At 69.0% G+C, this 23,400-nt stretch carries 23 protein-coding genes; 16 read left to right on the forward strand and 7 right to left on the reverse strand.

Annotation, left to right across the window (positions count from 1 at the left end):
- Positions 1 to 44: 44 nt before the first annotated feature.
- From ESP70_RS00565 to ESP70_RS00580, 4 genes are all read right to left on the reverse strand, one after another.
- The gene (locus ESP70_RS00565; RefSeq protein WP_149687450.1) at positions 45 to 842 is read right to left on the reverse strand and encodes an NPCBM/NEW2 domain-containing protein; all 798 of its coding nucleotides are present in this window, start codon (positions 840 to 842) and stop codon (positions 45 to 47) included.
- 82 nt (positions 843 to 924) lie between these two features.
- Positions 925 to 1,434 (reverse strand): hypothetical protein, encoded by a 510-nt coding sequence (locus ESP70_RS00570; protein ID WP_149687451.1) that lies wholly within the window; start codon positions 1,432 to 1,434, stop codon positions 925 to 927.
- Positions 1,435 to 1,527: 93 nt separating this feature from the next.
- Positions 1,528 to 2,085, reverse strand: a complete 558-nt coding sequence (locus tag ESP70_RS00575) for a LemA family protein (protein WP_149687452.1) — start codon at positions 2,083 to 2,085, stop codon at positions 1,528 to 1,530.
- A 36-nt stretch (positions 2,086 to 2,121) separates the two neighbouring features.
- Entirely contained in the window at positions 2,122 to 3,924 is a 1,803-nt protein-coding gene (locus ESP70_RS00580) for a DUF2207 domain-containing protein (RefSeq protein ID WP_149687453.1), read from the reverse strand.
- Positions 3,925 to 4,020: 96 nt separating this feature from the next.
- On the opposite strand from ESP70_RS00580, the gene argG reads away from it, so the two are divergent.
- The 8 genes from argG (at position 4,021) to argH (ending at position 12,859) form a co-directional block, all read left to right on the forward strand.
- Positions 4,021 to 5,454, forward strand: a complete 1,434-nt coding sequence (gene argG / locus ESP70_RS00585) for an argininosuccinate synthase (RefSeq protein WP_149687454.1) — start codon at positions 4,021 to 4,023, stop codon at positions 5,452 to 5,454.
- Positions 5,455 to 5,504: 50 nt separating this feature from the next.
- Positions 5,505 to 6,536 carry an N-acetyl-gamma-glutamyl-phosphate reductase gene (argC, locus tag ESP70_RS00590; protein WP_149687455.1) on the forward strand — a complete coding sequence of 344 codons (1,032 nt, stop codon included), beginning with the start codon at positions 5,505 to 5,507 and terminating at the stop codon, positions 6,534 to 6,536.
- 163 nt (positions 6,537 to 6,699) lie between these two features.
- Complete coding sequence (argJ, locus tag ESP70_RS00595) at positions 6,700 to 7,851, forward strand: bifunctional glutamate N-acetyltransferase/amino-acid acetyltransferase ArgJ (RefSeq protein ID WP_149687456.1); 1,152 nt, start codon at positions 6,700 to 6,702, stop codon at positions 7,849 to 7,851.
- Positions 7,848 to 8,852 (forward strand): acetylglutamate kinase, encoded by a 1,005-nt coding sequence (gene argB / locus ESP70_RS00600; RefSeq protein ID WP_149687457.1) that lies wholly within the window; start codon positions 7,848 to 7,850, stop codon positions 8,850 to 8,852. The genes argJ and argB overlap by 4 nt, the downstream gene beginning before the upstream one ends.
- Positions 8,849 to 10,018 (forward strand): acetylornithine transaminase, encoded by a 1,170-nt coding sequence (locus ESP70_RS00605; RefSeq protein WP_149687458.1) that lies wholly within the window; start codon positions 8,849 to 8,851, stop codon positions 10,016 to 10,018. Before argB ends, ESP70_RS00605 begins: the two co-directional genes overlap by 4 nt.
- A complete protein-coding gene (gene argF, locus ESP70_RS00610; protein WP_149687459.1) occupies positions 10,015 to 10,941 on the forward strand; it encodes an ornithine carbamoyltransferase in 927 nt (308 codons plus the stop codon). The genes ESP70_RS00605 and argF overlap by 4 nt, the downstream gene beginning before the upstream one ends.
- Positions 10,938 to 11,453 carry an arginine repressor gene (locus ESP70_RS00615; protein WP_149687460.1) on the forward strand — a complete coding sequence of 172 codons (516 nt, stop codon included), beginning with the start codon at positions 10,938 to 10,940 and terminating at the stop codon, positions 11,451 to 11,453. Before argF ends, ESP70_RS00615 begins: the two co-directional genes overlap by 4 nt.
- On the forward strand, positions 11,450 to 12,859 hold the full coding sequence (gene argH, locus ESP70_RS00620) for an argininosuccinate lyase (RefSeq protein ID WP_149687461.1): 1,410 nt from the start codon (positions 11,450 to 11,452) through the stop codon (positions 12,857 to 12,859). Before ESP70_RS00615 ends, argH begins: the two co-directional genes overlap by 4 nt.
- Position 12,860: 1 nt before the next feature.
- On the opposite strand, the gene ESP70_RS00625 is transcribed toward argH, so the two are convergent.
- On the reverse strand, positions 12,861 to 13,718 hold the full coding sequence (locus tag ESP70_RS00625) for a class I SAM-dependent methyltransferase (RefSeq protein ID WP_149687462.1): 858 nt from the start codon (positions 13,716 to 13,718) through the stop codon (positions 12,861 to 12,863).
- Between the two features lie 135 nt (positions 13,719 to 13,853).
- Between ESP70_RS00625 and ESP70_RS00630 the strand changes: the two genes are divergently transcribed.
- From ESP70_RS00630 to ESP70_RS00645, 4 genes are all read left to right on the forward strand, one after another.
- Entirely contained in the window at positions 13,854 to 14,555 is a 702-nt protein-coding gene (locus tag ESP70_RS00630) for a winged helix-turn-helix transcriptional regulator (protein WP_149687463.1), read from the forward strand.
- Between the two features lie 46 nt (positions 14,556 to 14,601).
- Positions 14,602 to 15,525: a class I SAM-dependent methyltransferase gene (locus ESP70_RS00635; RefSeq protein ID WP_223148575.1), complete on the forward strand. Its 924-nt coding sequence runs from the start codon at positions 14,602 to 14,604 to the stop codon at positions 15,523 to 15,525.
- A complete protein-coding gene (locus tag ESP70_RS00640; RefSeq protein WP_149687465.1) occupies positions 15,522 to 16,082 on the forward strand; it encodes a DNA-3-methyladenine glycosylase in 561 nt (186 codons plus the stop codon). Before ESP70_RS00635 ends, ESP70_RS00640 begins: the two co-directional genes overlap by 4 nt.
- 97 nt (positions 16,083 to 16,179) lie before the next feature.
- Positions 16,180 to 17,625, forward strand: coding sequence for a DHA2 family efflux MFS transporter permease subunit (locus ESP70_RS00645; RefSeq protein WP_149687466.1), 1,446 nt, complete (start codon positions 16,180 to 16,182; stop codon positions 17,623 to 17,625).
- Positions 17,626 to 17,641: 16 nt separating this feature from the next.
- Here ESP70_RS00645 and ESP70_RS00650 read toward each other — a convergent pair whose 3' ends face one another.
- Together ESP70_RS00650 and ESP70_RS00655 are read right to left on the reverse strand one after the other, a co-directional pair.
- On the reverse strand, positions 17,642 to 18,313 hold the full coding sequence (locus ESP70_RS00650; RefSeq protein ID WP_149687467.1) for a response regulator: 672 nt from the start codon (positions 18,311 to 18,313) through the stop codon (positions 17,642 to 17,644).
- Positions 18,310 to 19,902, reverse strand: coding sequence for a sensor histidine kinase (locus tag ESP70_RS00655; protein WP_223148576.1), 1,593 nt, complete (start codon positions 19,900 to 19,902; stop codon positions 18,310 to 18,312). The genes ESP70_RS00650 and ESP70_RS00655 overlap by 4 nt, the downstream gene beginning before the upstream one ends.
- A gap of 82 nt (positions 19,903 to 19,984) precedes the next feature.
- Here ESP70_RS00655 and ESP70_RS00660 point away from each other — a divergent pair, with 82 nt between their 5' ends.
- From ESP70_RS00660 to ESP70_RS00675, 4 genes are read left to right on the forward strand one after another with little or no spacing between them, the layout of a single operon-like run.
- Positions 19,985 to 20,980, forward strand: a complete 996-nt coding sequence (locus ESP70_RS00660) for a Bug family tripartite tricarboxylate transporter substrate binding protein (protein WP_149687469.1) — start codon at positions 19,985 to 19,987, stop codon at positions 20,978 to 20,980.
- A complete protein-coding gene (locus tag ESP70_RS00665) occupies positions 20,977 to 21,495 on the forward strand; it encodes a tripartite tricarboxylate transporter TctB family protein (protein ID WP_149687470.1) in 519 nt (172 codons plus the stop codon). The genes ESP70_RS00660 and ESP70_RS00665 overlap by 4 nt, the downstream gene beginning before the upstream one ends.
- On the forward strand, positions 21,495 to 22,997 hold the full coding sequence (locus ESP70_RS00670) for a tripartite tricarboxylate transporter permease (protein WP_149687471.1): 1,503 nt from the start codon (positions 21,495 to 21,497) through the stop codon (positions 22,995 to 22,997). The genes ESP70_RS00665 and ESP70_RS00670 overlap by 1 nt, the downstream gene beginning before the upstream one ends.
- Positions 22,994 to 23,389 (forward strand): universal stress protein, encoded by a 396-nt coding sequence (locus tag ESP70_RS00675; RefSeq protein WP_149687472.1) that lies wholly within the window; start codon positions 22,994 to 22,996, stop codon positions 23,387 to 23,389. Before ESP70_RS00670 ends, ESP70_RS00675 begins: the two co-directional genes overlap by 4 nt.
- Positions 23,390 to 23,400: the final 11 nt, after the last annotated feature.

The raw sequence follows: 23,400 nt of genomic DNA on the forward strand, positions 1-23,400 counted from the left end.
CCGACGTGCGGGGCTGATCGCTCCGCACGTCGGCGTGAGCGCGATCAGTCCTCGAGCACCGGCAGAGCGCAGTAGACCCTCGGGTTCGACGCGTTGACGTACACCGGCACGTTCTTGTTGCGAGCCTCGGCGCTGAACTTGATGGACGACGTGTCGGCGCGGGGGATCGGCAGGTCGACCGAGACCTTCGTGCCCTTCTTGACCCGCAGGCTGTAGACCAGGTCGCCGTCGAAGTGGATGCGGAACTGGGCATCCGCACCGGCGTCCGATCGGTCGTCGAGGCCCACGTCGACCCGCAGCCGCTTGCACGACTGGTGCGTCGACCAGCGCGACTCGCCGTGAGCACTTGCCGTCGTCGACCAGTACTCGGCGACCGGCGTCCCGGCCACGGTCTGCGGTCCGTACTGGTTGGTGTACTGCCATCCGTACCGTTCGAGCAGGCTGCCCACGACATGGGTCCAGGAGTACGCCCGAATGACGACTTGAGGGCTGGCTCCGCTGGACCGGCCGGCACCGGCCGGCTTGAACACCCGGTAGCTCCAGTTGCTGGCGCGCGGCGGGACGCTGCGGGCGTACGTGCCGTCCGCCTGCACGGTCGCGTGGGCGATCGTCACCCAGCGGGTGCTTTCCTGGTCCGAGAAGAGGTACTGGATGCTGACGAGCGAGCCCTTCGCCGTCGGCGACACCTTGCCGGAGAAGACGACCGGCGTGCCCAGGGCGACGTCGGTCTTGGACACGTGGAGTGTCACGTCGTACCTGCTGACCGCCTGGGCCTGGGAGAGGAAGGCGGACGGAACGATCGCGAGTGCGAACGCCGCGAGGATCAGTGCGAGCTTGCGCATGAGGTGCTCCTTCGGGGTCTGATGACCGTGTTGCCGATGGAGATGCCGCGCGGCATCGAAAAGTTGCCGCGCGGGGCATACGTTACTCCGCGGTGTCGTGGGTCCCTGCGGTGTGAGCCGGCTGCGCAGCCTGCTGGAAGACGGCCCGCAGCATGCTGAAGGCGCCCAGCGCGCCGAAGGCAGCGGCGATCAGGAAGTCCTTGCGATAGCTGGGCAGCGCATCCGGGAAGGCGTCCCAGAACACGGACCAGAAGCTGTCGTGCGTGAACGCCTCCCAGGTCGACAGCCCGCTCAGCTCGCCGATCTCCGATGCCGCGTCGTAGACCATGCCGGAGAGGAACGACAGCAGCAGCGTGACGACCACGATGGCGAGGATCAGGAGCGCACCGACCCGGCTGATCGAGCCGCCGGAGCCGCGGGCATACAGCTGGACGGCGGCCCAGACGACGCCGAAACCGACGATCGAGGCGATGAAGCCGAACTTCCACAGGATGAGCCACACCGCGACGCCGGCCGGGATCGCGAGCAGCGCGAACAGCGTGCCCCGTCCGACATTCTCGACAGGCGTGGGTACGGCAACGGCTTCAGACATGTTATCCCCCGGATGAGTGGTGCAGACGCCATGTCTGCTCCGAGGACTCTAGGTGAGCGCGCGCCAGGGCGTACGAGCATTGACCAAACTGGTTCAGAACGAGACGGCGGGCGGGGTCGCTTGGCCCTCGGGAGCCTCGTAGAACTCCCGCGCGTGAACGCCGGCGATGCCGGTGAACAGCAGCCACGGGATCGTCCGCACGAGGCCGTTGAGCTTGGCGACGGCGTCGTTGTAGTACTGGCGGGCGAACGAGATCTTGTTCTCGGTGTCGGCGAGCTCGGCCTGCAGCGACTGGAAGTTGGCCGAGGCCTTGAGGTCGGGGTACGCCTCGGCGACCGCCAGCACGTCGATGATCGCCTTGTCGAGCTTGGCCTGCGCTGCGGCCTTCTCCTGCACCGAGCCACCCTTGGCCGCGGCTGCCGCACCGGCGCGCGCCTCGGTGACCGCCTCGAAGACGCCCTTCTCGTGCTGGGCGTAGCCCTTGACCGTGTTGACGAGGTTGGGGATGAGGTCCGCGCGGCGCGTCAGCTGCACGTCGATCCCGCCGAGTGCCTCCTGGGCGCCGATGTCGACGCGACGCAGCTTGTTGAAGGCGTAGACGGTGAACAACGCGAGCACGACGACGACCGCCAGGATGATGATCCAGATCATGAGTTCTCCTCGTTGGGTGAAGTGGGTCGAGCGGGGTTACCAGGAACCGCCACCGCCGCCTCCACCGCCGCCGCCTCCGCCGCCGCCTCCGCCGCCACCCGAGGATGACGACGACTGCGTGGCCGAGTAGGCGCTGATCGAGGAGGCCAGCGAGGATTCAAATCCAGAGAAGGCGTCGTTGCTGCCGAAGAAGCCGTGGCTCGTGGTGGTCGACCCACCGCCGTACCAGGTCGGCACGGGCGGCTCCGAGCCCGTCGCGAGCTGATACTTGCGAGCCCAGCGGTCGGCGCAGTCGAACGCGACGGCGTACGGGATGAAGGCCGTGTAGAGGTCCTTGCGGCCGCTGAAGTCGAAGCGGTCCTGGGCCGAGGTGGTCGACAGGAGGCGCTTGAACCCACCGGCGCGCGACCACAGGTCGCGGCCGAGGGTCGTACGACGTCGGCCCACGCCGGGCGCCATGAGGCCGATGCCGCCGATGACGAACCCGGCGATCGGCAGCAGATACATCGAGACCGGAGGATGGAAGAAGATCGCCGCGACCAGGAAGAGCAGCGCCGCCGCGCCGACCCCGAGCCTCGCGAGGGTCTCCGAACCGACGCGCCGTTGCGCGCCGATGCCGTCGGCCCATGCGCTGGTCTGGGCGGCGAGGGCGTTGCGCACGGACTGGAGCTTCTGTCCCGAGGTCACCGAGTCAGGGCTGGACTTGAAATGGGCTCCGGGCTGAGTGACGCCCAGTGACTCGCCCACGAACCGGGTCACGTCGTCGGTCTTGGCCCACGCGTCGGCGTCTCCGACACCGGTGACGGTCCACGACTTGCTGCCGTTGTCGGTCAGCGTCGTGAGCCCCTGCTCGGCCTGGTAGAGCAAGGTCGCCACGAGTCCGCGATTGGGGACGGTCTCGGTCGTCACGTACGCCGTCTGGACCGGGCCGAGACCCGGCGGCGGTTCGTACATCACCGGGGTGCCGGGCTCGTCCTCGCGCGCCCGTCGATCCAGGTAGTAGCCGGCGAGCATCAGACCCACCGCGACGGCCACCACGATGCCGAGGGCGGTCGTGCTGGTGCCGAGGGCGCGGTCGGCGGTGACTGGCCACGGCACGGTGACCCGGTCAGGCGTCTTGATCGGCAGCCCGATGCGTACGGTCACCGGCGTGCGGGGGGAGAGGTGCCCGGTCGTGATGGTCACCTGGTCGGTGCCGGCGCCGGCGATGTCGCACGTGCCGGTGCCGTCGAAGCTCGACGTGCACTGCACCTTGCCGGACTTGGCGGGGAGGGTGACGTGGATCGTGGACTTGTCGATGTCCATCTGCCAGCCTTGGCCGACGACGTTCCAGTAGAACACCGACTCGGCCGGCTGCTTGTCGGTCCAGCTCGAGGACGCGAAGGTGCCGGGACCGGCCGTGCTGGGCGCCAGCGCACCGGAGATCCGATAGGTGATCGTGTAGACGTGCGAGCCGGGGCTGACGAACGAGTCGGCGTCGCCGATCTTGGCGACGCGGTAGGCCCGGCCCTTCTGCCATTGCATGTCGAACGGGACGCTGCCGCCGTCGAGCTGCACCTTGACGTCCTCGGGCTCGAGTCGCACCTGCTTGTCGGAGGGATCATTGACGTTCCAGAACCGGAAGATGCCGTGCCGGCCGCCGGGGAACTCGGTGGTGATCTGTTCCTTCGCCACGAGATCGCCGTTGGCGGTCACGACATAGTCTGCGGTGTAGTCCGTGATGCGAACGGGATCCGGTCCCGTGGTGGTGGAGTCCGTCGGGACCAGCGCCGCGAGCGCGGGGATGAACAGCACCGCTGCGGTCACGACGAGCGCCACCACGCGCAGAAGGATCCGCATGGCTTGCATCCTAGGGGCGAAGTCGGCTCGGCTCGGGAGAATTGGTCGACCCACCCCGGCTGCAAGAAATTGCAGAGGTGTGCAAGAATGTGAAGCATGTCCAAAGTCCTCACCTCCCTGCCCGTCGGCGAACGCGTCGGAATCGCGTTCTCCGGTGGCCTCGACACCTCCGTCGCCGTCGCCTGGATGCGCGACAAGGGTGCGATCCCGTGCACCTACACCGCTGACATCGGTCAGTACGACGAGCCCGACATCGCCGGCATCCCGGGTCGCGCGATGCAGTACGGCGCCGAGCTCGCGCGCTCGATCGACTGCAAGCGCCCCTTGGTGGAGGAGGGCCTGGCCGCACTCGCGTGCGGTGCGTTCCACATCCGGTCCGGCGGACGTACGTACTTCAACACCACGCCGCTCGGCCGCGCCGTCACGGGCACGCTGCTCGTCCGCGCGATGCACGAGGACGGCGTCGACATCTGGGGCGACGGGTCGACGTTCAAGGGCAATGACATCGAGCGGTTCTACCGCTACGGGCTGCTGGCCAACCCGGAGCTGCGCATCTACAAGCCGTGGCTCGACGCCGACTTCGTGCACGAGCTGGGTGGCCGCAAGGAGATGAGCCAGTGGCTCACCGAGCGTGACCTGCCCTATCGGGACAGCCAGGAGAAGGCCTACTCGACCGACGCCAACATCTGGGGCGCGACGCACGAGGCCAAGACGCTCGAGCACCTCGACACGTCTCTGGAGTCGGTCGAGCCGATCATGGGCGTCAAGTTCTGGGATCCCGAGGTCGACATCGCGACCGAGGACGTCACGGTCTCGTTCAAGGCCGGCCGCCCGGTGGCGATCAACGGCGAGACGTTCGACGGTGACCCCGTCGCGCTGGTCCACGAGGCCAACACGATCGGCGGCCGCCACGGGCTCGGCATGTCCGACCAGATCGAGAACCGCATCATCGAGGCCAAGAGCCGTGGCATCTACGAGGCGCCGGGCATGGCGTTGCTGCACATCGCGTACGAGCGGCTCGTCAACGCGATCCACAACGAGGACACGATCGCCAACTTCCACCAGCACGGCCGTCGCCTCGGCCGGCTGATGTACGAAGGCCGGTGGCTCGACCCGCAGGCCATGATGCTGCGGGAATCCGTGCAGCGCTGGATCGCTTCGGTCGTCGACGGTGACGTCACGCTGCGGCTGCGCAGGGGCGAGGACTACACGCTCCTCGACACGCAGGGCTCGACGTTCTCCTACCACCCCGAGAAGCTCTCGATGGAGCGCACCGAGAACGCGGTGTTCGGGCCGACCGACCGCATCGGTCAGCTGACGATGCGCAACCTCGACATCGCCGACTCCCGCGCGATGCTCGAGCGCTACGCCGACCAGCCGCTCGACCAGGGTCAGGTGCTCGTCGAGAACGGCACGCTGTTCGGCGACCTGCCCGCAGGAGGTGCGACGCGCATCGAGGCCAACCCGACGATCGACACCGACGAGGAGCTGGCGCTCGACGCCGCTGCGATGGAGCTCGGCGCCGACTGAGCGCCGGACGACCCCTGACCGTACGACCACAACTCTGCAAAGGTGGAGAGATGACCACGATCACCGCAGCCGTCGCCGGCGCCAGCGGATACGTCGGCGGCGAGGTCCTGCGTACACTGCTCGCGCACCCCAACGTCGAGATCGGCGCCCTGACCGCCGCGTCGAGCGCCGGCAGCACGTTGGGGGAGCACCAGCCCCATCTGGTGCCGCTCGCCGACCGCGTGCTCGAGCCGACGACGGCTGAGGTGCTGGCCGGGCACGACGTCGTGTTCCTCGGCCTGCCGCACGGTACGTCCGCGGCGATCGCCGCCCAGCTCGGCGACGACACCCTCGTCATTGACTGCGGTGCTGACTTCCGCCTGCAGAGCGCCGACGACTGGGAGACGTTCTACGGCGGCGATCACGCCGGCACCTGGCCCTATGGCCTGCCGGAGCTGCCCGGTCAGCGCGACGTGCTCGCCGGTGCCAAGCGGATCGCCGTGCCGGGCTGCTTCCCGACCGCCTCGACGCTCACGATCATGCCGGCGCTCGCCGCAGGCCTGATCGCGCCCGACATCACGGTCGTCGCGCCCACGGGCGCCTCGGGCGCAGGCAAGTCGCTCAAGCCGCACCTGCTGGGCTCGGAGATGATGGGCCAGGCCAGCGCATACGGCGTGGGTGGCGTGCACCGCCACACCCCCGAGATCGAGCAGAACCTCGAGCTCGTCTCCGGCACCCGCCCGACGGTCTCGTTCACGCCGATCCTGGCGCCGATGTCCCGCGGCATCCTCGCGACGGTGTCCGCGCCGGCGCTCGACGGGGTCACCGCTGAAGACGTGCGCGCCGCGTACGTCAAGGCGTACGCCGACGAGCCGTTCATCCACGTGCTGCCCGAGGGCCTCTGGCCACAGACCAAGGCCGTGCTGGGGGCCAACATGCTGCACGTGCAGGCGACGCTCGATCCGCGTGCCCGCAAGGTCATCGCGATCGGCGCGATGGACAACCTCGCCAAGGGCACGGCCGGCGGCGCGATCCAGTCGATGAACATCGCGCTGGGCCTGCCCGAGACGACGGGCCTCACCACGATCGGGGTTGCACCATGAGCGTTCCCCTGAGGGACGGATCTTCATGCGTTCATGTCGTCAGGACGACGCGAACGCAGGGACATCGGTCGTCTGCCTCGACCGTTCGTACGGATCTTCATGCGTTCGTGTCACCAGGACAGCGCAAACGCATGAAGTTGCGTCCCACCAAGGGAGCCCCTGCATGAGCGTGACCGCTGCCAAGGGGTTCACCGCTGCGGGAGTGCCCGCGGGCCTCAAGTCGACCGGAGCGCCCGACGTCGCCGTCGTGGTCAACACCGGACCGTCCAGGGCCGCCGCCGCGGTCTACACGAGCAACCGCTGCAAGGCCAACCCCGTGCTCTGGAGCGAGGAGGCCATCAAGGGTGGCTCCGCCGTCGCCGTGGCGATCAACTCCGGTGGCGCCAACTGCTACACCGGGCCCGAGGGGTTCGCGACGACGCACCAGACGGCGGAGGTCGTCGCCGAGGCGCTCGGCGCGGGTGCGATCGACGTCCAGGTGTGCTCGACCGGACTGATCGGCCTGCTCAACGACCGTGACGCCCTGCTGTCAGGCGTACGTTCGGCAGTCGCCGGGCTGAGTGCCGACGGCGGGCACGCCGCGGCAACCGCGATCATGACGACCGACACCGTCGCCAAGGAAGCCGTGGCCCAGGGCGATGGCTGGACGATCGGCGGCATGGCCAAGGGCGCCGGCATGCTGGCGCCGGCCCTCGCGACGATGCTCGTGGTCATCACCACCGACGCTGACATCGACTCGGCGACCGCCGACACGGCGTTGCGCGCCGCGACCGCGCAGTCGTTCGACCGGCTCGACTCCGACGGTTGCCAGTCGACCAACGACACCGTGCTGCTGATGGCGAGCGGTGCGTCCGGCGTGACGCCCGACGCGGCCGCGTTCACCGACGCCCTCACGACGGTCTGCAAGGACCTGGCGATGCAGCTGCTCGCCGACGCCGAGGGCGCCGACCACGAGATCGCGATCGAGGTCGTCAACGCGGCGACCGTCGACGACGCGCTCGAGGTGGGTCGCTCGGTCGCCCGCAGCAACCTGTTCAAGTGCGCGATCTTCGGCAAGGACCCCAACTGGGGCCGCATCCTCGCCTCGGTCGGCACGACCCAGGCGGCGTTCGACCCGGCCGACCTCGACGTCGCGCTCAACGGCGTGTGGGTCTGCCGCAACAGCGGACCGGGGGAGTCGCCCGATGCGATCGACCTCGCCGAGCGCGCGGTCTCGGTCACGATCGACCTCAAGTCAGGCTCGGCAACGGGCACCATCTGGACCAACGACCTCACGCAGGCGTACGTCCACGAGAACTCGGCCTATTCCTCATGAATGATGCGACGGACAGCACCCTCGACGAGTGGCAGCCCGAGGACTGGAAGAAGGCGACCGACAAGGCCGCCACTCTCGCCCACGCCCTCCCGTGGCTGAAGAAGTATCACGGCAAGGTCGTCGTGGTGAAGTACGGCGGCAACGCCATGACCGACGACGCGCTCAAGCACGCGTTCGCCGAGGACATCGTGTTCCTGCGGCTCGCGGGGTTCAAGCCCGTCGTCGTGCACGGCGGTGGACCGCAGATCAGCGCGATGCTCGACAAGCTCGGCATCGAGTCGGAGTTTCGCGGCGGGCTGCGCGTCACCACCCCGGAGACGATGGACGTCGTCCGCATGGTGCTCACGGGCCAGGTCGGCCGCGAGCTCGTCGGTCTGCTCAACCAGCACGGTGACCTGGCCGTCGGACTGTCCGGCGAGGACGGCGGACTGTTCACCGCCGAGAAGACCATGCCAGTCATCGACGGCGTCGAGACCGACATCGGCCTGGTCGGCGAGGTCGTGGGCGTACGCCCCGAGGCCGTGCAGGACCTGATCGAGGCCGGCCGCATCCCGGTCGTGTCGACGGTCGCGCCCGACGCCGACGGCCAGGTGCACAACGTCAACGCCGACACCGCTGCCGCTGCGCTCGCCGTGGCGCTCGACGCCGAGAAGCTGCTCGTCCTGACCGACGTCGAGGGGCTCTACGCCGACTGGCCCAACAGCTCGGACGTCATCGGCGAGATCAGCCCCGAGTCGCTCGCCGAGATCATCCCCGAGCTGTCGACCGGCATGATCCCCAAGATGACGGCATGCCTCAAGGCGGTCCAGGAGGGCGTACGCCGCGCCACCGTGATCGACGGTCGCGAGCCGCACGCGGTGCTGCTCGAGATCTTCACCGACGAGGGCGTCGGCACCCAGGTCGTACCCGGCGCCGAGACCCGCATCCGCACGGCGCTCTACGCCACCAGCGTCACGAAGGACAAGGCTCAGAAGGACAAGGCCCAAGGAGACAAGGCATGACCGTCAGCGACTGGACCGAGCGCTACCAAGGCGCGGTCATGAACACGTTCGGCACCCCGCAGGGCGTGCTGGTCCGTGGCGAGGGCGCGTACGTCTGGGACGCTGACGGCACGAAGTACCTCGACCTGCTCGGCGGCATCGCGGTCAACGCGCTCGGCCACGGTCACCCGGCGATCCTCGACGCCGTGACGCAGCAGCTTGGCACGCTCGGCCACATCTCCAACTTCTTCACCTCCAAGCCCCAGGTCGAGCTCGCCGAGAAGCTGCTCGACCTGATCGGCCACGAGGGCCGGGTGTTCTTCACCAACTCCGGCACCGAGGCCAATGAGGCGGCGTTCAAGGCGACCCGCCGCACCGGCCGTACGCGCATCGTCGTCGCCGAGGGCTCGTTCCACGGCCGGACGATGGGCGCGCTCGCGCTGACCAGCAAAGAGGCCTACCGCGCACCGTTCGAGCCGCTGCCCGGTGACGTCAGCTGGGTCCCGTACGGCGACACTGCAGCGCTCGAGGCCGCCGTCGACGACACCGTCGCGGCTGTCCTGCTCGAGCCGATCCAAGGCGAGGCCGGTGTGGTCGTGCCGCCCGACGGTTATCTCCAGGCCGCACGCGAGATCACGTCGAAGCAGGGTGCGCTGCTGTGGCTCGACGAGGTGCAGACCGGCATGGGCCGCAGCGGAGCCTGGTTCGCGCACACCGAGTCCGGCATCGTGCCCGATCTCGTCACGGTCGCCAAGGGTCTCGGCGGCGGCATCCCGATCGGCGCCTGCATCGCGCTCGGCGATGCAGGCCAGCTGCTGCAGCCCGGCAACCACGGCACGACGTTCGGCGGCAATCCCGTCGCGACAGCCGCGGCGCTCGCGGTCATCGCGACGATCGAGTCTGACGGGCTGCTCGACAACGCGCGCAAGATCGGCGACATCTTCCGCGACGGACTGGCGAGTCACCCGCTGGTCGCCGAGACCACTGGCCGCGGGCTTCTGGTGGGCGTCGTGCTCACCGAGCCCGTGACGGCTGACGTGCAGAAGGCGGCTCTCGCCGCAGGCCTGATCATCAACAACGCGACGCCCACGCGGCTGCGCCTCGCCCCGCCGCTGATCCTCACGGTCGAGCAGGCCGAAGGTGCGGTGGCGACGCTCACGCAGATCCTCGACGAGGTGATGGCATGAGGCACTTCCTGCGTGACGACGACCTGAGCCCGGCGGAGCAGGCCGAGGTCCTGGCGCTCGCCGCCGAGATCAAGGCCGATCCGTATGCCCGCAAGCCGCTCGCCGGGCCGCAGACCGTCGCGGTGATGTTCGACAAGTCCTCGACGCGTACGCGCGTGTCCTTCGCCGTCGGCGTCGCCGACCTCGGCGGCAACCCGTTGGTCATCGACCAGGCGACGACGCAGGGCGGCCGCGGCGAGTCCGTTGTCGACACCGCGCGAGTCCTGGGGCGCATGACCAGTGCGATCGTCTGGCGGACGTACGCCCAGGCGGGCCTCGACGAGATGGCCGCCAACGCCGGCGTGCCCGTCGTCAACGCGCTCAGCGACGAATTCCACCCGTGCCAGATCCTCGCGGACTGGCAGACCGTCATCGAGCACAAGGGCAGGCTGGCCGGGCTGACTGTTGCCTACCTCGGCGACGGCGCCAACAACATGGGCCATTCCTACCTGCTCGGCGGCGCGACGGCCGGCATGCACGTACGCATCGGCGCTCCCGTCGGCTATCAGCCGGATCCGGCGATCGTGGCCGACGCCGACAAGATCGCTGCCACGACGGGCGGCTCCGTCTCCGTGACGGACGATCCCACCGCGGCGATCTCGGGCGCCGATGTCGTCATCACGGACACCTGGATCTCGATGGGGCAGGAGGCCGAGAAGCAAGAGCGCCTCGCATTGTTCGGCGACTACGCCATCACCGCTGAGACCCTCGCCAAGGCCGCACCCGACGCGATCGTCCTGCACTGCCTGCCGGCCTATCGCGGGCTCGAGATCTCGTCCGAGGTCCTCGACGGGCCGCAGAGCGTGGTGTGGGACGAGGCCGAGAACCGTCTGCATGCCCAGAAGGCGCTGCTCGTCTGGCTGCTCGACAAGGCGCACTCATGACGGTGCCTCCCACCAAAGCGGCGCGCCAGCAGCTGATCGTCGAGCTGCTCGGCCACCAGCTCGTACGCTCGCAGGGCGATCTCGCCGAGCTCCTGGAGTCGCACGGTGTCAACGCGACGCCGTCGACGATCTCCCGCGACCTCGTCGAGCTCGATGCCGTACGCGTGAGGCACCCCGACGGCGGGCTGGTCTATGCCGTGCCGGCCGAGGGCGGCGACCGTACGCCGAGGCCCGGCACCGGCAGCGCCTCGGGCCACGCCCGGCTCGCCAAGATCCTGCGCGAGCTGATGGTGACCGCCGAGGGATCGGCCAACCTCGTCGTGCTGCGCACGCCCCCGGGGGCCGCCCAATACCTCGCCTCGGCGATCGACCACGCTTCTCAGCACGACCTGCTCGGCACGATCGCCGGTGACGACACCGTCATGCTGATCTGCCGAGACCCCGATGGCGGCGAGGCCGTCGCAGAACGTTTCGCGGCACTTGCCGCAGCCACCCCGAAGGAGCCGACGTGAGCGAGACCCCCGACGACAAGACCAGCCTCTGGGGTGGCCGCTTCGCCTCCGGTCCGTCGCCCGAGCTCGTCGAGCTGTCGCGGTCGACGCACTTCGACTGGCGCCTCGCCCCGTACGACCTCGCCGGCTCACGCGCCCACGCGATGGTCCTGCAGGCCGCCGGCTTGTTGAGCCGCGACGACCTCACCGCCTTGATCGCCGGCATCGACGCGCTGGCCGCCGACGTCGAATCGGGCGCCTTCACCGCGCAGCCCGACGACGAGGACGTGCACACCGCACTCGAGCGGGGACTGCTCGAACGCCTCGGCCCGGAGCTCGGCGGTCGCCTGCGTGCGGGCCGCTCCCGCAACGACCAGGTCGCGACGCTGTTCAAGATGTACCTCCGCGACCACGCCAAGGCGATCAGCCGGCTCGTCCGCGAGCTCGCCGAGGCGCTGGCGACGCAGGCCGAGCGCCACATGGGCATCGCGATGCCCGGGCGTACGCACCTCCAGCACGCCCAGCCGGTGCTGCTCGCGCACCATCTCCTGGCCCACGCGTGGCCGTTGGTCCGCGACCTCGACCGGCTCACCGACTGGGATGCCCGGGTCGGAGCCGACTCGCCGTACGGCTCCGGTGCGCTCGCCGGGTCCTCCCTGGGCCTCGACCCCGAGAAGGTCGCGGCCGACCTCGGCTTCAGCGGCTCCACGGCCAACTCGATCGACGGCACCGCGGCGCGCGACTTCGTCGCCGAGTTCGCGTTCGTGACGGCGCAGATCGGCATCGACGTGTCCCGGCTGGCCGAGGAGATCATCCTCTGGAACACCAAGGAGTTCGGCTTCGTCACGCTGCACGACGGCTACTCCACGGGCTCGAGCATCATGCCGCAGAAGAAGAACCCCGACATCGCCGAGCTCGCCCGCGGCAAGTCCGGCCGCTTGATCGGCAACCTCGCCGGCCTGCTCGCGACGCTCAAGGCGCTCCCGCTGGCCTACAACCGTGACCTGCAGGAGGACAAGGAGCCGGTGTTCGACTCGATCGACACGCTCGAGGTCCTGCTGCCGGCGTTCACGGGCATGATCGCGACGCTGACGTTCAACACCGAGCGCATGGAGTCGCTGGCGCCGCAGGGATTCGCCCTCGCGACGGACATCGCCGAGTGGCTCGTACGCCAAGGCGTGCCGTTCCGCGACGCCCACGAGATCTCCGGCGCGTGCGTCCAGGCGTGCGAGCAGCGCGGCATCGAGCTGTGGGACCTCAGTGACGACGACTTCCTGGCGATCTCGCCGGCCCTCACGCCGCAGGTCCGCGAGGTGCTCACAGTCGAGGGCTCGCTGGCGTCGCGCGACTCGCGTGGCGGCACGGCGCCCGTACGCGTGGCCGAGCAGCTCGCCGAGCTCCGCGCGCGGGTCGCCTCGCACCCCTGACCTACTTCGTGCCGGTCACCACGAGCATCTCGCAGGGCCCTTCGAACCCGTTCGGCCCTTCGAACTGAGCCAGCTGTTCGGTGATCTCGGCCCACGCCTCCGCGCGACCGGTCTCGTCGAGCCCGGACAGCATCTGGTGGAGGGCACCGAAGGACTCGCGCTCGAACTGCACGCACTCGGCTGCACTTCGCATGCGTACAGGTGACGGCACCGTCGTGACGGTGATGTCGGTCAGCCCAGCTTTGGTGAAGACCTCCTCGGCGACGCCGGGGGAGCCGAGGCTGAACGGTCCGGGCTGGCCCGGCAGCGGCGGTGGCAGCTCCGCGCGTCGGCGGATGATCCCTACGGGGATCGAGAAGAATCCGTTGCGGTCCGCCGTGGAGTAGACGACCGCAGAGACCCGCCCTCCGGGTCGAAGGGCGCGGCACATGCCGGCGAGGGCAGCCTGTTGGTCCGGGAAGTAGATCAGCCCGACCCGTGAGATCGCGACGTCGTAGGCACCCGCCTCGACCTCCGAGAGGTCCTCACCGTCGGCGACCAGCGTGTTGATGTTCGACATCCCGGCCGACTGCGCCACCTGCTGGGCGTACCCGAGGATCGCGGGTGAGATGTCGGTGGCGAGGACCTCACCGCCCGGGCCGACGCGTCGCGCGGCCGCCAACGTCTGGCCGCCGGCCCCCGCCGCGACGTCGAGGACCCGGCCACCTGTCGTGACGGCGGCGTCGTCGAGCATCGTCTCGGTGGCCGATCCGAGCCAGGACTCGATCGTGGGTCCCCAGCGATTCCAGGCATCCGCTGCCGCCTCCCACTGGGCTCGGGTCGTGGTCTTGAACTGGACGGGATCGAAGGTGATGGACATGGCTGACTCCTCAGGTTCGTGAGTGGTTACCTGTCATGCTCGCCGTGTACACCGGCCGCCACCAGTGCAGGTTCTGCACCTATCCGGTACGAATTCTGGACCGCCATCTCGGTGAATTCGGACTACGATTGGCCCATGCGTGACTACGGGCAGTACTGTCCCGTCGCCCTCGCGAGCAGCGTGCTGGCGGACAGGTGGACCCCCCTGATCGTGCGGGAGATGGTGCTCGGAAGTCGCCGGTTCAACGACATCGATCGCGGGCTGCCAGGCATCTCGCGCACTCTGTTGATGCAACGCCTCCGCCACCTCGAGCACAAAGGTGTGCTCGAACGCGTGCCGATTGCCGGCGGCCGAGGTCACGAGTACCAGCTGACGCCCGCAGGTCGAGACCTCGAAGGTGTCGTCATGGCCTTTGGCGAGTGGGCCGTGAAGTGGATGTTCTCCGAGCCCGAACCCCGCGACGTCGATCCGATCACGCTGACGTGGTGGATGTCCCGGAGACTGGACTTCGAGCGGGTTCCCGACCAGCGCGTCGTGATCGAGTTCGACTATCGCGGGGACGACCCGACGAGGCTCTGGCTGATCCTGGACCGGCACGAGTCCTCCGTCTGCGCCGACCATCCCGGCTTCGACTCCGACGTCACCGTGCGCACGGAGCCCGTGGCGCTGATGCGGGTCTTCTCGGGCCTGACGACGCTGCGCGAGGCTCGAGCAACCGGATCAGTGGAGCTCGAGGGGATTCCGCGGTTGACGCGCGAATTCCCGACCTGGTTCCTCTGGAGCCCGTTCGCCTCCGCGGTTCGCGCCCGTCTGGCCCGTGCCGCTGAGCCTGTGTGAGCCATGGCTAGTGTGGTCCCACCGCACCGCAGACATGGGGGAGACCGTGGCACTTCGCACCAAGGCCGGCAGCACCCTGCGCAAGGTCATCGGACCGCAGCGCACCGAGGCCGTACGCCGTTGGGAGCGCAAGGCGCGTCGCACTGCGGCCCGCCGGCTCAACCCGGAGGCGCCCCGTGCGGTGGAGAAGTCCGCACCGAAGTACGTCCCGTCCGATGCGTTCGCCGACTTCCCCGAGCCCACGAGGTCGCGCCACCAGCTGCTGATCGCGCTCCACAAGCAGCTGCAGCCGCGCACCTACCTCGAGATCGGGGTCTTCACGGGCTCGAGCCTCGGTTTGTCGCGCACCCGGTCGATCGGGGTCGACCCCGGCTACACGATCACCAAGGAGATCGAGTGCGAGGTGCAGCTGCACCGCACGACGAGCGACGAGTTCTTCTCCCGCCCCGACCCGGTCGCGTTCTTCGACGGCGTCCCGATCGACCTCGCGTTCATCGACGGGATGCACCTGGCCGAGTTCGCCCTGCGCGACTTCATGAACGTCGAGAAGCACATGTCGCCCGCCGGCGTGGTGCTGCTCGACGACATGCTCCCGCGCAACTCGCTCGAGGCTGCGCGCGACCGGCGCACCGCCGCGTGGGCCGGTGACGTGTTCAAGGTCGCCGACATCCTGAGGACCTATCGGCCCGACCTGACGATCATCCCGGTCAACACCTCGCCGACCGGCACGGTGCTCGTCCTCGGGCTCGACCCGACCTCCCGCGTTCTCGACGACAACTACGACGCCGCGCTGGCCGCGTGCCTCGCGCCGGACCCGCAGGTCGTCCCCGAGGAGACGCTGCGCCGCACCTACGCGGCCGACCCGGTGACACTGATGACTTCGCCGGTGTGGGCCAAGCTCGTCGGGCTTCGCAAGAAGAACGTCAGCCGCGCCGCACTCGACAAGGCACTCGGCGCCCTCACCGCGTGACCGAGAGCGCCGTCGTCACGTACGCCCGCGGGCTGCTGGGCCGCGTGCTGCACGGGCACGACGTGGCGGTGCGCATCACGGAGGTCGAGGCGTACGGCGGGATCAACGACCCGGCCTCGCACGCCTACACTCGCACCGCCCGGTCCGAGATCATGTACGGCGCTCCGTGGCGGCTGTACGTCTATCGGTCGTACGGCATGCACTTTTGCGCCAACGTCGTGACCGGTCCGACCGAGGAGGCGTCCGCGGTGCTGATCCGTGCCGGCGAGGTGGTCGACGGCATCGATGTGGCTCGCCGCCGTCGCCCGGCGGTCAAGGACGTCGCCCTGGCGCGCGGCCCCGGCAATCTGGCCAGGACGCTGGGTCTGACACTCGACGACCTCGGCACCGATCTGCTGGCACCCGATGGCGTACGCCTGGGGGAGTCGCCGGCCGGCACACCTGACATCAGCGCCGGACCGCGTGTCGGAGTGTCCAAGGCTGCGGACGTGCCGTGGCGATTCTGGATCACGGGCGACCCGACCGTGTCGGCCTACCGCCGCAGCCCACGGGCCTAGAGAACTCTCTGCCACATTTCTCGCCGGGACTGTCGTATGCGCTGTCCTCCGTTCGTGGTGTTGGTGAAGGACCCCACCAACCGAGGAGACCATCCCGATGCCTGACATCAAGAGCCGCTGGCTCGCTCTCTACGTTCTGTGCCTCGGCGACCTGATGATCGTGCTCGACTCGAGCATCGTCAACGTCGCCCTTCCGTCGATCCAGACCGACCTCGCCTTCTCGCAGGCCGCATTGGCCTGGGTGGTCAACGGCTACCTGCTGACGTTCGGCGGGTTCCTGCTGCTGTCGGGCCGCTTCGGCGACCTGCTCGGCAACAAGCGGGTGTTCCTGGGCGGCGTCGTGTCGTTCACGATCGCCTCGATCGGCTGCGGGCTGGCCCCGTCGGCCGAGCTGCTGGTGATCGGCCGCGCCATCCAGGGCCTCGGCGGCGCAGCGGTCTCCGCCGTCGCGCTTGCACTGATCATGGGCCTGTTCACCGAGCCGGGGGAGCGCGCCAAGGCGATGGGCGTCTTCGGCTTCGTGATGTCCGGCGGCGGCGCCCTCGGCGTCCTGCTCGGCGGTGTCCTCACCGGTCTGTTCTCGTGGCACTGGATCTTCCTGGTCAACATCCCGATCGGCGTGGCCGTGTGGATCGCCGCTCGTCGCGTGCTCCCTGCGGATGACGTCGTGCCCTCGGAGGCTCGTGTCGACGTCGTCGGTGCCGTCCTGGTCACCGCGTCCCTGATGCTCAGCGTCTACGCCATCGTCGGTGGCAACGATGCAGGCTGGACGTCGGCCCGCACGCTCCTCATGCTCGGCGGCGGACTCGCGCTGATGATCGCCTTCATCGCCCGTGAGGCTCGCATCACCAACCCGCTCGTCCCGCTGCGTCTCTTCGCGCACCGCAACGTCTCGGTCTCGCAGATCGTCGGTGTGTTGTGGGCCGCGGCGATGTTTGCCTGGTTCTTCCTCGCGGCGATCTACCTGCAGAAGGTCCTGCACTACGACGCCCTCGACGTGGGCCTGGCGTTCGTCCCGATGAGCGTCGTGATGGCCTACTGCTCGCTGCGGGTCTCGGACAAGCTCGTCATGCGATTCGGCATCCGGCCGCCGCTGGTCGCCGGCCTGCTGATGGCGGCCGCGAGCCTGGCGCTGTTCTCCCGGGCACCTGTCGGCGGCAGCTTCGTGGTCGACGTGCTGCCGTCGATGATCCTGCTGGGCTTCGGTGCCGGCATCGCGTTCAACCCCGTGCTGCTGGCCGCCATGGGCGACGTCGAGCCGCACGAGGCGGGTCTCGCCTCAGGCGTCGTCAACACGTCGTTCATGATGGGCGGCGCGCTGGGTCTCGCGGTGCTGGTCAGTGTCTCCTCGGCGCGCACCGAGAGCCTGCTCGCCGATGGCGCGGCGCAGGTCGAGGCGCTCAACGGCGGCCTCCAGCTGGCCTTCGCGGCCGGTGCGGTGGCGGCCCTGCTGGCGGCGATCGTCGGCGGTGTGTTCCTCCGGCCCAAGCCGATGTCCGACATGGCGCCCGAGGGTTCTGAGGTCGAGGTCGCCGCGGCCTGAGGCGTACGAGCTGTCGCTACCGCTGGTCGGTCGACCAGCGGTAGCGGCGTTCCGGGCGACCGGCGCTGCCGTAGTTCAGGCGTACGACGGCGTGCCCCTCATCGACGAAGTGCTCCAGATAGCGGCGTGCGCTGACCCGCGAGATCCCGACACGTTCACCGCACTCGGTCGCCGACAGCTCGCCGGTGTCCCTGAGTGCAGTGCCGACCAGGTCCGCGGTCTCCTGGCTGAGTCCCTTGGGCAACGGCTGGCCGGCCGGCTGTGCCGTTCCGAACGCCCGGTCGATCGACTCCTGGTCGGCCTCACCGTGCTCCAGCAGGGCGAGCGTGTCGCGTACGCGCAGGAGCCGGGCAGCCAGGTCGGGATACTCGAACGGCTTGACGAGATAGTGCATCGCACCGCCGTGCAGTGCTGCTCGTACGACCTCGGCGTCGCGATCAGCCGTGACCATGACGACCCCCGCGACGTTGCCGGCGGCGCGCAACCGCTGCAGCACGTCGAGGCCGCTCATGTCGGGCAGGTGCACGTCGAGCAGGATCAGCTCCGGTGCGAGCTCGCCGACGAGGCGCAGGGCCTCCTCGCCGTTGCGAGCCACGCCGACGACGCTGAAGCCCTCGGTCTTCTCGATGAATCGCGCATGGATCCCGGCGACCATGAAGTCGTCGTCGACCACGAGCACGCCGATCACGCGGGCACCCCGGCCAGCGGCAGCTCGACCCGGAACGTCGTGCCGTCCTCGTCGTCGACCGTGACGCTCCCGCCGCGCTGCGTGCAGATCAGCTGCACGAGCGGCAGCCCGATGCCACGACCGCCCAGCACGTCAGGCTTGGTCGAGAACCCGCGCACGAAGATGGCGTCGCGCATGCCGTCAGGGATGCCCGGCCCGTTGTCGTGCACCTCGAGCACGAGCCGGCTCGCATCGACGTGGGTGGTGACCACGACCTCCGGCGACGGCTCGGTGCGGCACGCGTCGATGGCGTTGTCCACGAGGTTGCCGACGACGGTCGTGAGATCGGCCGACTCAGCGGACGTCAGGCCCGGCAGGCGCGAGTCCGGGCTCAGCGTGAGCGAGACCCCGGCCTCGGCCGCGACGCTCGACTTGGCGATGAGCAGGGCGGCCACTGCGGGATCCGCGATCCGGCTCGTGACCTCGTCCGTGATCTCGGCGCGCCGGCGGGTCAGCGTGCCGACGAGGGCGGTCACCTCGTCGTACTCCTGGAGCTGCACGAGCCCCGAGATCGTGTGGAGCTGGTTGGCGAACTCATGGGTCTGGGCGCGCAACGTGTCGGTGATCGACAGGTTGGAGCTGAGCTGGCTCTGCATCGAGACGAGCTCGGTCCGGTCGCGCATGGTCGTGACGGTACCGATGCCCTCGCCGTGGCTCGACGCCGAGCGCTGGTTGAACACCAGCACGCGGGCGCCTACGAGCACGACGGCGTCCTGGCTGTCGCTGCCCGCAGTCAGCAGCTCGGTGACCTGCGGATCGAGGGCCAGGTCCGCGACCGGACGACCCACGACGCCGGCATCTAGGTCCAACAGCTCGCGGGCGCTGTCGTTGACCATCGTGACCTTGCCGTCCGTGCCGACGGCGATGACGCCCTCGCGAATGCTGTGCAGCAGCGCCTCACGGTGATCGGCCAGCGTGGCGATCTCCTGTGGCTCCAGCCCACGCGTACGTCGCTTGATGAGCCGCGCCAGCAGCAGCGAGCCGGCCACGCCGAGCAGCGCGCCGACACCGAGGAACAGCGCCAGGTCCGGTGCGGCGTTGGTCAGGCGCTGCCAGTTGGACGGATAGCGCTGCTGGGCGATCGACAGGCCGACGAGCTTCCCGTCGTCGTTGAGGATCGGGGCGTGACCGGCGACGGCCTGGTGCCCGTTGTCGTCGACGTCACCGACCCAGCCACGCCCTTCACGGACACGACTGTCGCCGAGGTCGATCGTGCGGCCGACCAGGCGTGGATCGGACGACGACAGGACGACACCCTTCGGGTCCGCGATCGTGACCTCCGTGGCACCGGAGAGGCTGAGTGCCCGGCTGATCGACGGCGCGAGGGCGCTCGCCGGCGTCGGACCGTCGATCTCGGAGCGTACGACCGAGATGTTCGCGAGGTACTCCGCGACCGACCGCATCTGCGATCCACGTTCGCTGGAGAACGTCATGGTCGACTGCCGAACCGAGATCGCCGCGACGATCGCCAGCACGAGGGCGACGACGACCAGCTGTAGGCCGAGGAACTGCCCCGCGAGTGTGAGCCGTTGCCGGCGCGGTGACCACAAAGACCACAACCTCCTTTGGTTCCGCAATAGTGACTCACGCCACACCTGGAGGCCATGCTCGGGGTCGACCACAGGAGGTTCCATGACGTCGAGAAGACGTGTCCACGCAAGGCTCGCGGGTGTCATCCTCGCAGTCTCGGCCGCGATGGTGCTGGCGAGCTGCGGCGTCACCCGCGGATCCGACGACGAGGGTCACCGCCGGCTCCAGATGTGGATCCCCAACAGCCCGGGCGGTGGGTACGACCTCACGGGCCGCGCCGCGACCCACGTCATGGAGGACGCGGACCTCACCGGCCGCTTCGAGATCACCAACGTGCTCGGCGCCAGCGGCACGGTCGCGATGCAGCGGCTGCTCAACGCCGAGGGCTCGAACGACGTCGTGATGACGATGGGCCTGGGCGTCGTCGGCGCGGTCTACACCAACGAGTCGAGCGCCCGAGTCTCCAAGGCGACGCCGATCGCCCGGCTGATCGAGGACCAAGAGGCACTCATCGTGCCCAAGGACTCGCCGTTCAAGACCGTCGAGGACTTGGTCGACGCGTGGAAGAAGGACCCCAAGAGCGTCACGATCGGCGGTGGATCGTCGCCGGGCGGACCCGACCACATCTTCCCGATGCAGCTCGCCAAGACGATCGGCATCCAGCCCAAGCAGGTCAAGTACATCGCGTACGACGGCGGTGGCCCCCTGACCACGGCGCTGCTCGGCGAGAAGATCGACGTCGGCACCTCTGGCCCCAGCGAGTTCGAGGGCCAGATCAAGGACGGCTCGCTCCGTGTGCTCGCGGTCTCCGGTGCCGAGCGGCTCGACAACATCGACGCGCCGACCCTCAAGGAGTCCGGCGTCGACATGGTCTTCGCCAACTGGCGTGGGGTCCTCGCACCTCCGGGCATCTCCGACGAGACCCGCGACTACCTCATCACGCTGTTCGAGGACATGCACAAGACCAAGGGCTGGCAGGCCGAGCTCAAGCGCAACGGCTGGATCGACGCCTTCATCACGGGTGACGAATTCGGCGCCTTCCTCAAGGAACAGGACGAACGGGTCGCCACGACCCTGAAGGAGCTGGGACTCGCATGACCACGACACAGCACACCCCGCCCGGCCAGAGCCGGGTCGTCGACAAGGCCCAGTACGGCCTCGCGGCGGGCATCGGCGTCGCCGGCGCCTACGTCATCTACGACGCGACGACGTTGCACAAGGGATTCGCGGACCAACCGGTCCAGCCCTACACATTCCCCTTCATCGTCGGCGCGGGCCTGATCGTCCTCGCAGCGCTGCTGGCACTCGCCACGGCGCGAGGTGACGTGCCCGAGTTGGAGGAGGGCGAGGACGTCGACCTCACCAAGGGCAGCGACTGGGTCACGGTCGGCAAGCTCGTCGTGGTCTTCGCGCTCAACTTCGCACTGATCAGCTGGCTCGGCTGGGCCATCACGGGCGCTCTGTTGTTCGCCGGCACGGCCCACGTGCTCGGCGCCCGCTCGATCGTCCGGTCCCTCGCGATCGGCGTCGTGCTGTCGGTCCTTTCCTGGTACGGCTTCTACTCCGGCCTGGGTCTCGCGATCCCGGCCGGCGTCCTGGACGGAGTGCTCTGATGGGATCGTTCGACCTGTTGATGCAAGGCTTCGAGAACGCCTTCACCCCGACCAACCTGCTCTACGCGTGCATCGGCGTGCTGCTCGGCACCGCTGTCGGCGTCCTGCCCGGCATCGGCCCGGCCATGACCCTCGCGCTGCTGCTCCCGATCACCTACAGCGTCGAGCCCGCGAGCGCGTTGATCATGTTCGCCGGCATCTACTACGGCGGCATGTACGGCGGCTCGACCACCTCGATCCTGCTCAACACACCGGGGGAGTCCTCCTCGGTCGTGACGGCGATCGAGGGCAACAAGATGGCCAAGGCGGGCCGGGCAGCTCAAGCCCTCGCCACCGCCGCGATCGGCTCGTTCGTCGCCGGCACGATCGGCACGCTGCTGCTCGTGCTGTTCGCCCCCAAGCTCGCCACGGAGGTCGTCAAGCTGGGCGCACCGTCGTACTTCGCCCTGCTCCTGCTGGCGCTCTTCGCAGTCACGGCCGTCCTCGGCTCGTCACGACTCCGTGGGTTCACTGCACTCTTCATCGGCCTGGCGATCGGCCTGGTCGGCACCTCGACAGGACAGCCCCGCCTCACGTTCGGCAGCCCGCTGCTCGCCGACGGCATCGACATCGTGGTCGTCGCGGTCGCGATCTTCGCGATCGGTGAGGCGCTGTGGGTCGCGTCCCACCTGCGCCGCCGGCCCCTCGACATCATCCCGGTGGGCCAGCCGTGGATGAGCCGCGACGACTGGGGCCGCTCCTGGAAGCCGTGGCTGCGCGGCACTGCGTTCGGCTTCCCGTTCGGTGCGCTGCCGGCCGGCGGTGCTGAGCTCCCGACGTTCCTGTCGTACATCACGGAGCGCAAGCTCGCCAAGAACCCCGAGGAGTTCGGCCACGGCGCCATCGAGGGCGTCGCGGGTCCGGAGGCCGCCAACAACGCCTCAGCCGCCGGGACGCTCGTGCCCCTGCTGGCCATGGGCCTGCCCACCACGGCGACGGCAGCCGTCATCCTGCTCGCGTTCCAGAGCTACGGCATCGAGACCGGCCCCGGCCTGTTCGACAGCCAGCCGATCCTCGTGTGGACGCTGCTGGCCAGCCTGTTCATCGGTAACACCCTGCTGCTGGTGCTCAACCTGCCGCTGGCTCCGGTCTGGGCCAAGCTGCTGCAGATCCCGCGGCCCTACCTCTACGCGGGCATCCTGTTCTTCGCCTCGCTCGGCGCCTACAGCGTCAACTTCCAGTGGTTCGACCTGCTGATCCTGCTCGTCATCGGGCTCCTCGGCCTGGCGATGCGGCGCTTCGGTCTCCCGGTGCTCCCGCTGATCATCGGCGTGATCCTCGGCCCCAGGCTCGAGGCGCAGCTGACCGAGGCTCTCGCGATCTCGTCGGGAGACGTCAGCACGCTGTGGAGCGAGCCTGTCGCGGTCATCGTGTACGTCATCATCGGCGCCACGCTTCTCTTCATCGTCGGCAACGGCCTGCGCACCATGGCAGCCAACAACAGGAAGCAGGTCAGCGCATGAGCGTCGTCGTGGCTTACAGTCCGGATGTCTACGGAAAGGCAGCGCTCGAGTACGGAGCGACCGAGGCGTCACGCCGCGGCGAGAAGCTCATCGTCGTCAACGACACCAAGGGTGATGCGTACGTCGACAAGCGCCTCGCCGCCGAGAAGGAGATCGACGCGCTGCGTGCTGAGCTCGAACGGCTCGACGTGCAGACCGAGGTACGCCAGGACGTCGTGCCCGACGTCGCCGAGGCGGTCCTCCAGGTCAGCGCCGAGTCGTCGGCGACCCTGATCGTCGTGGGCATACGCCACAGGTCACCGGTCGGCAAGCTCCTGCTCGGCAGCGTGGCGCAGCGCATCATCCTCGATGCGACGTGCCCCGTGCTGGCCGTCAAGCCAGACGTCGGTTAGTCGTCCTCGGG

It is taken from the genome of Aeromicrobium ginsengisoli (assembly GCF_004134905.2).
Taxonomy (GTDB): domain Bacteria; phylum Actinomycetota; class Actinomycetes; order Propionibacteriales; family Nocardioidaceae; genus Aeromicrobium; species Aeromicrobium ginsengisoli.

Bases quoted from the DNA above. Each gene is read 5' to 3' on its own strand.
- ESP70_RS00565 (WP_149687450.1), bottom strand. From the start codon at position 842: ATGCGCAAGCTCGCACTGATCCTCGCGGCGTTCGCACTCGCGATCGTT.
- ESP70_RS00570 (WP_149687451.1), bottom strand. From the start codon at position 1,434: ATGTCTGAAGCCGTTGCCGTACCCACGCCTGTCGAGAATGTCGGACGG.
- ESP70_RS00575 (WP_149687452.1), bottom strand. From the start codon at position 2,085: ATGATCTGGATCATCATCCTGGCGGTCGTCGTCGTGCTCGCGTTGTTC.
- ESP70_RS00580 (WP_149687453.1), bottom strand. From the start codon at position 3,924: ATGCGGATCCTTCTGCGCGTGGTGGCGCTCGTCGTGACCGCAGCGGTG.
- argG (WP_149687454.1), top strand. From the start codon at position 4,021: ATGTCCAAAGTCCTCACCTCCCTGCCCGTCGGCGAACGCGTCGGAATC.
- argC (WP_149687455.1), top strand. From the start codon at position 5,505: ATGACCACGATCACCGCAGCCGTCGCCGGCGCCAGCGGATACGTCGGC.
- argJ (WP_149687456.1), top strand. From the start codon at position 6,700: ATGAGCGTGACCGCTGCCAAGGGGTTCACCGCTGCGGGAGTGCCCGCG.
- argB (WP_149687457.1), top strand. From the start codon at position 7,848: ATGAATGATGCGACGGACAGCACCCTCGACGAGTGGCAGCCCGAGGAC.
- ESP70_RS00605 (WP_149687458.1), top strand. From the start codon at position 8,849: ATGACCGTCAGCGACTGGACCGAGCGCTACCAAGGCGCGGTCATGAAC.
- argF (WP_149687459.1), top strand. From the start codon at position 10,015: ATGAGGCACTTCCTGCGTGACGACGACCTGAGCCCGGCGGAGCAGGCC.
- ESP70_RS00615 (WP_149687460.1), top strand. From the start codon at position 10,938: ATGACGGTGCCTCCCACCAAAGCGGCGCGCCAGCAGCTGATCGTCGAG.
- ESP70_RS00625 (WP_149687462.1), bottom strand. From the start codon at position 13,718: ATGTCCATCACCTTCGATCCCGTCCAGTTCAAGACCACGACCCGAGCC.
- ESP70_RS00630 (WP_149687463.1), top strand. From the start codon at position 13,854: ATGCGTGACTACGGGCAGTACTGTCCCGTCGCCCTCGCGAGCAGCGTG.
- ESP70_RS00645 (WP_149687466.1), top strand. From the start codon at position 16,180: ATGCCTGACATCAAGAGCCGCTGGCTCGCTCTCTACGTTCTGTGCCTC.
- ESP70_RS00660 (WP_149687469.1), top strand. From the start codon at position 19,985: ATGACGTCGAGAAGACGTGTCCACGCAAGGCTCGCGGGTGTCATCCTC.
- ESP70_RS00665 (WP_149687470.1), top strand. From the start codon at position 20,977: ATGACCACGACACAGCACACCCCGCCCGGCCAGAGCCGGGTCGTCGAC.
- ESP70_RS00670 (WP_149687471.1), top strand. From the start codon at position 21,495: ATGGGATCGTTCGACCTGTTGATGCAAGGCTTCGAGAACGCCTTCACC.
- ESP70_RS00675 (WP_149687472.1), top strand. From the start codon at position 22,994: ATGAGCGTCGTCGTGGCTTACAGTCCGGATGTCTACGGAAAGGCAGCG.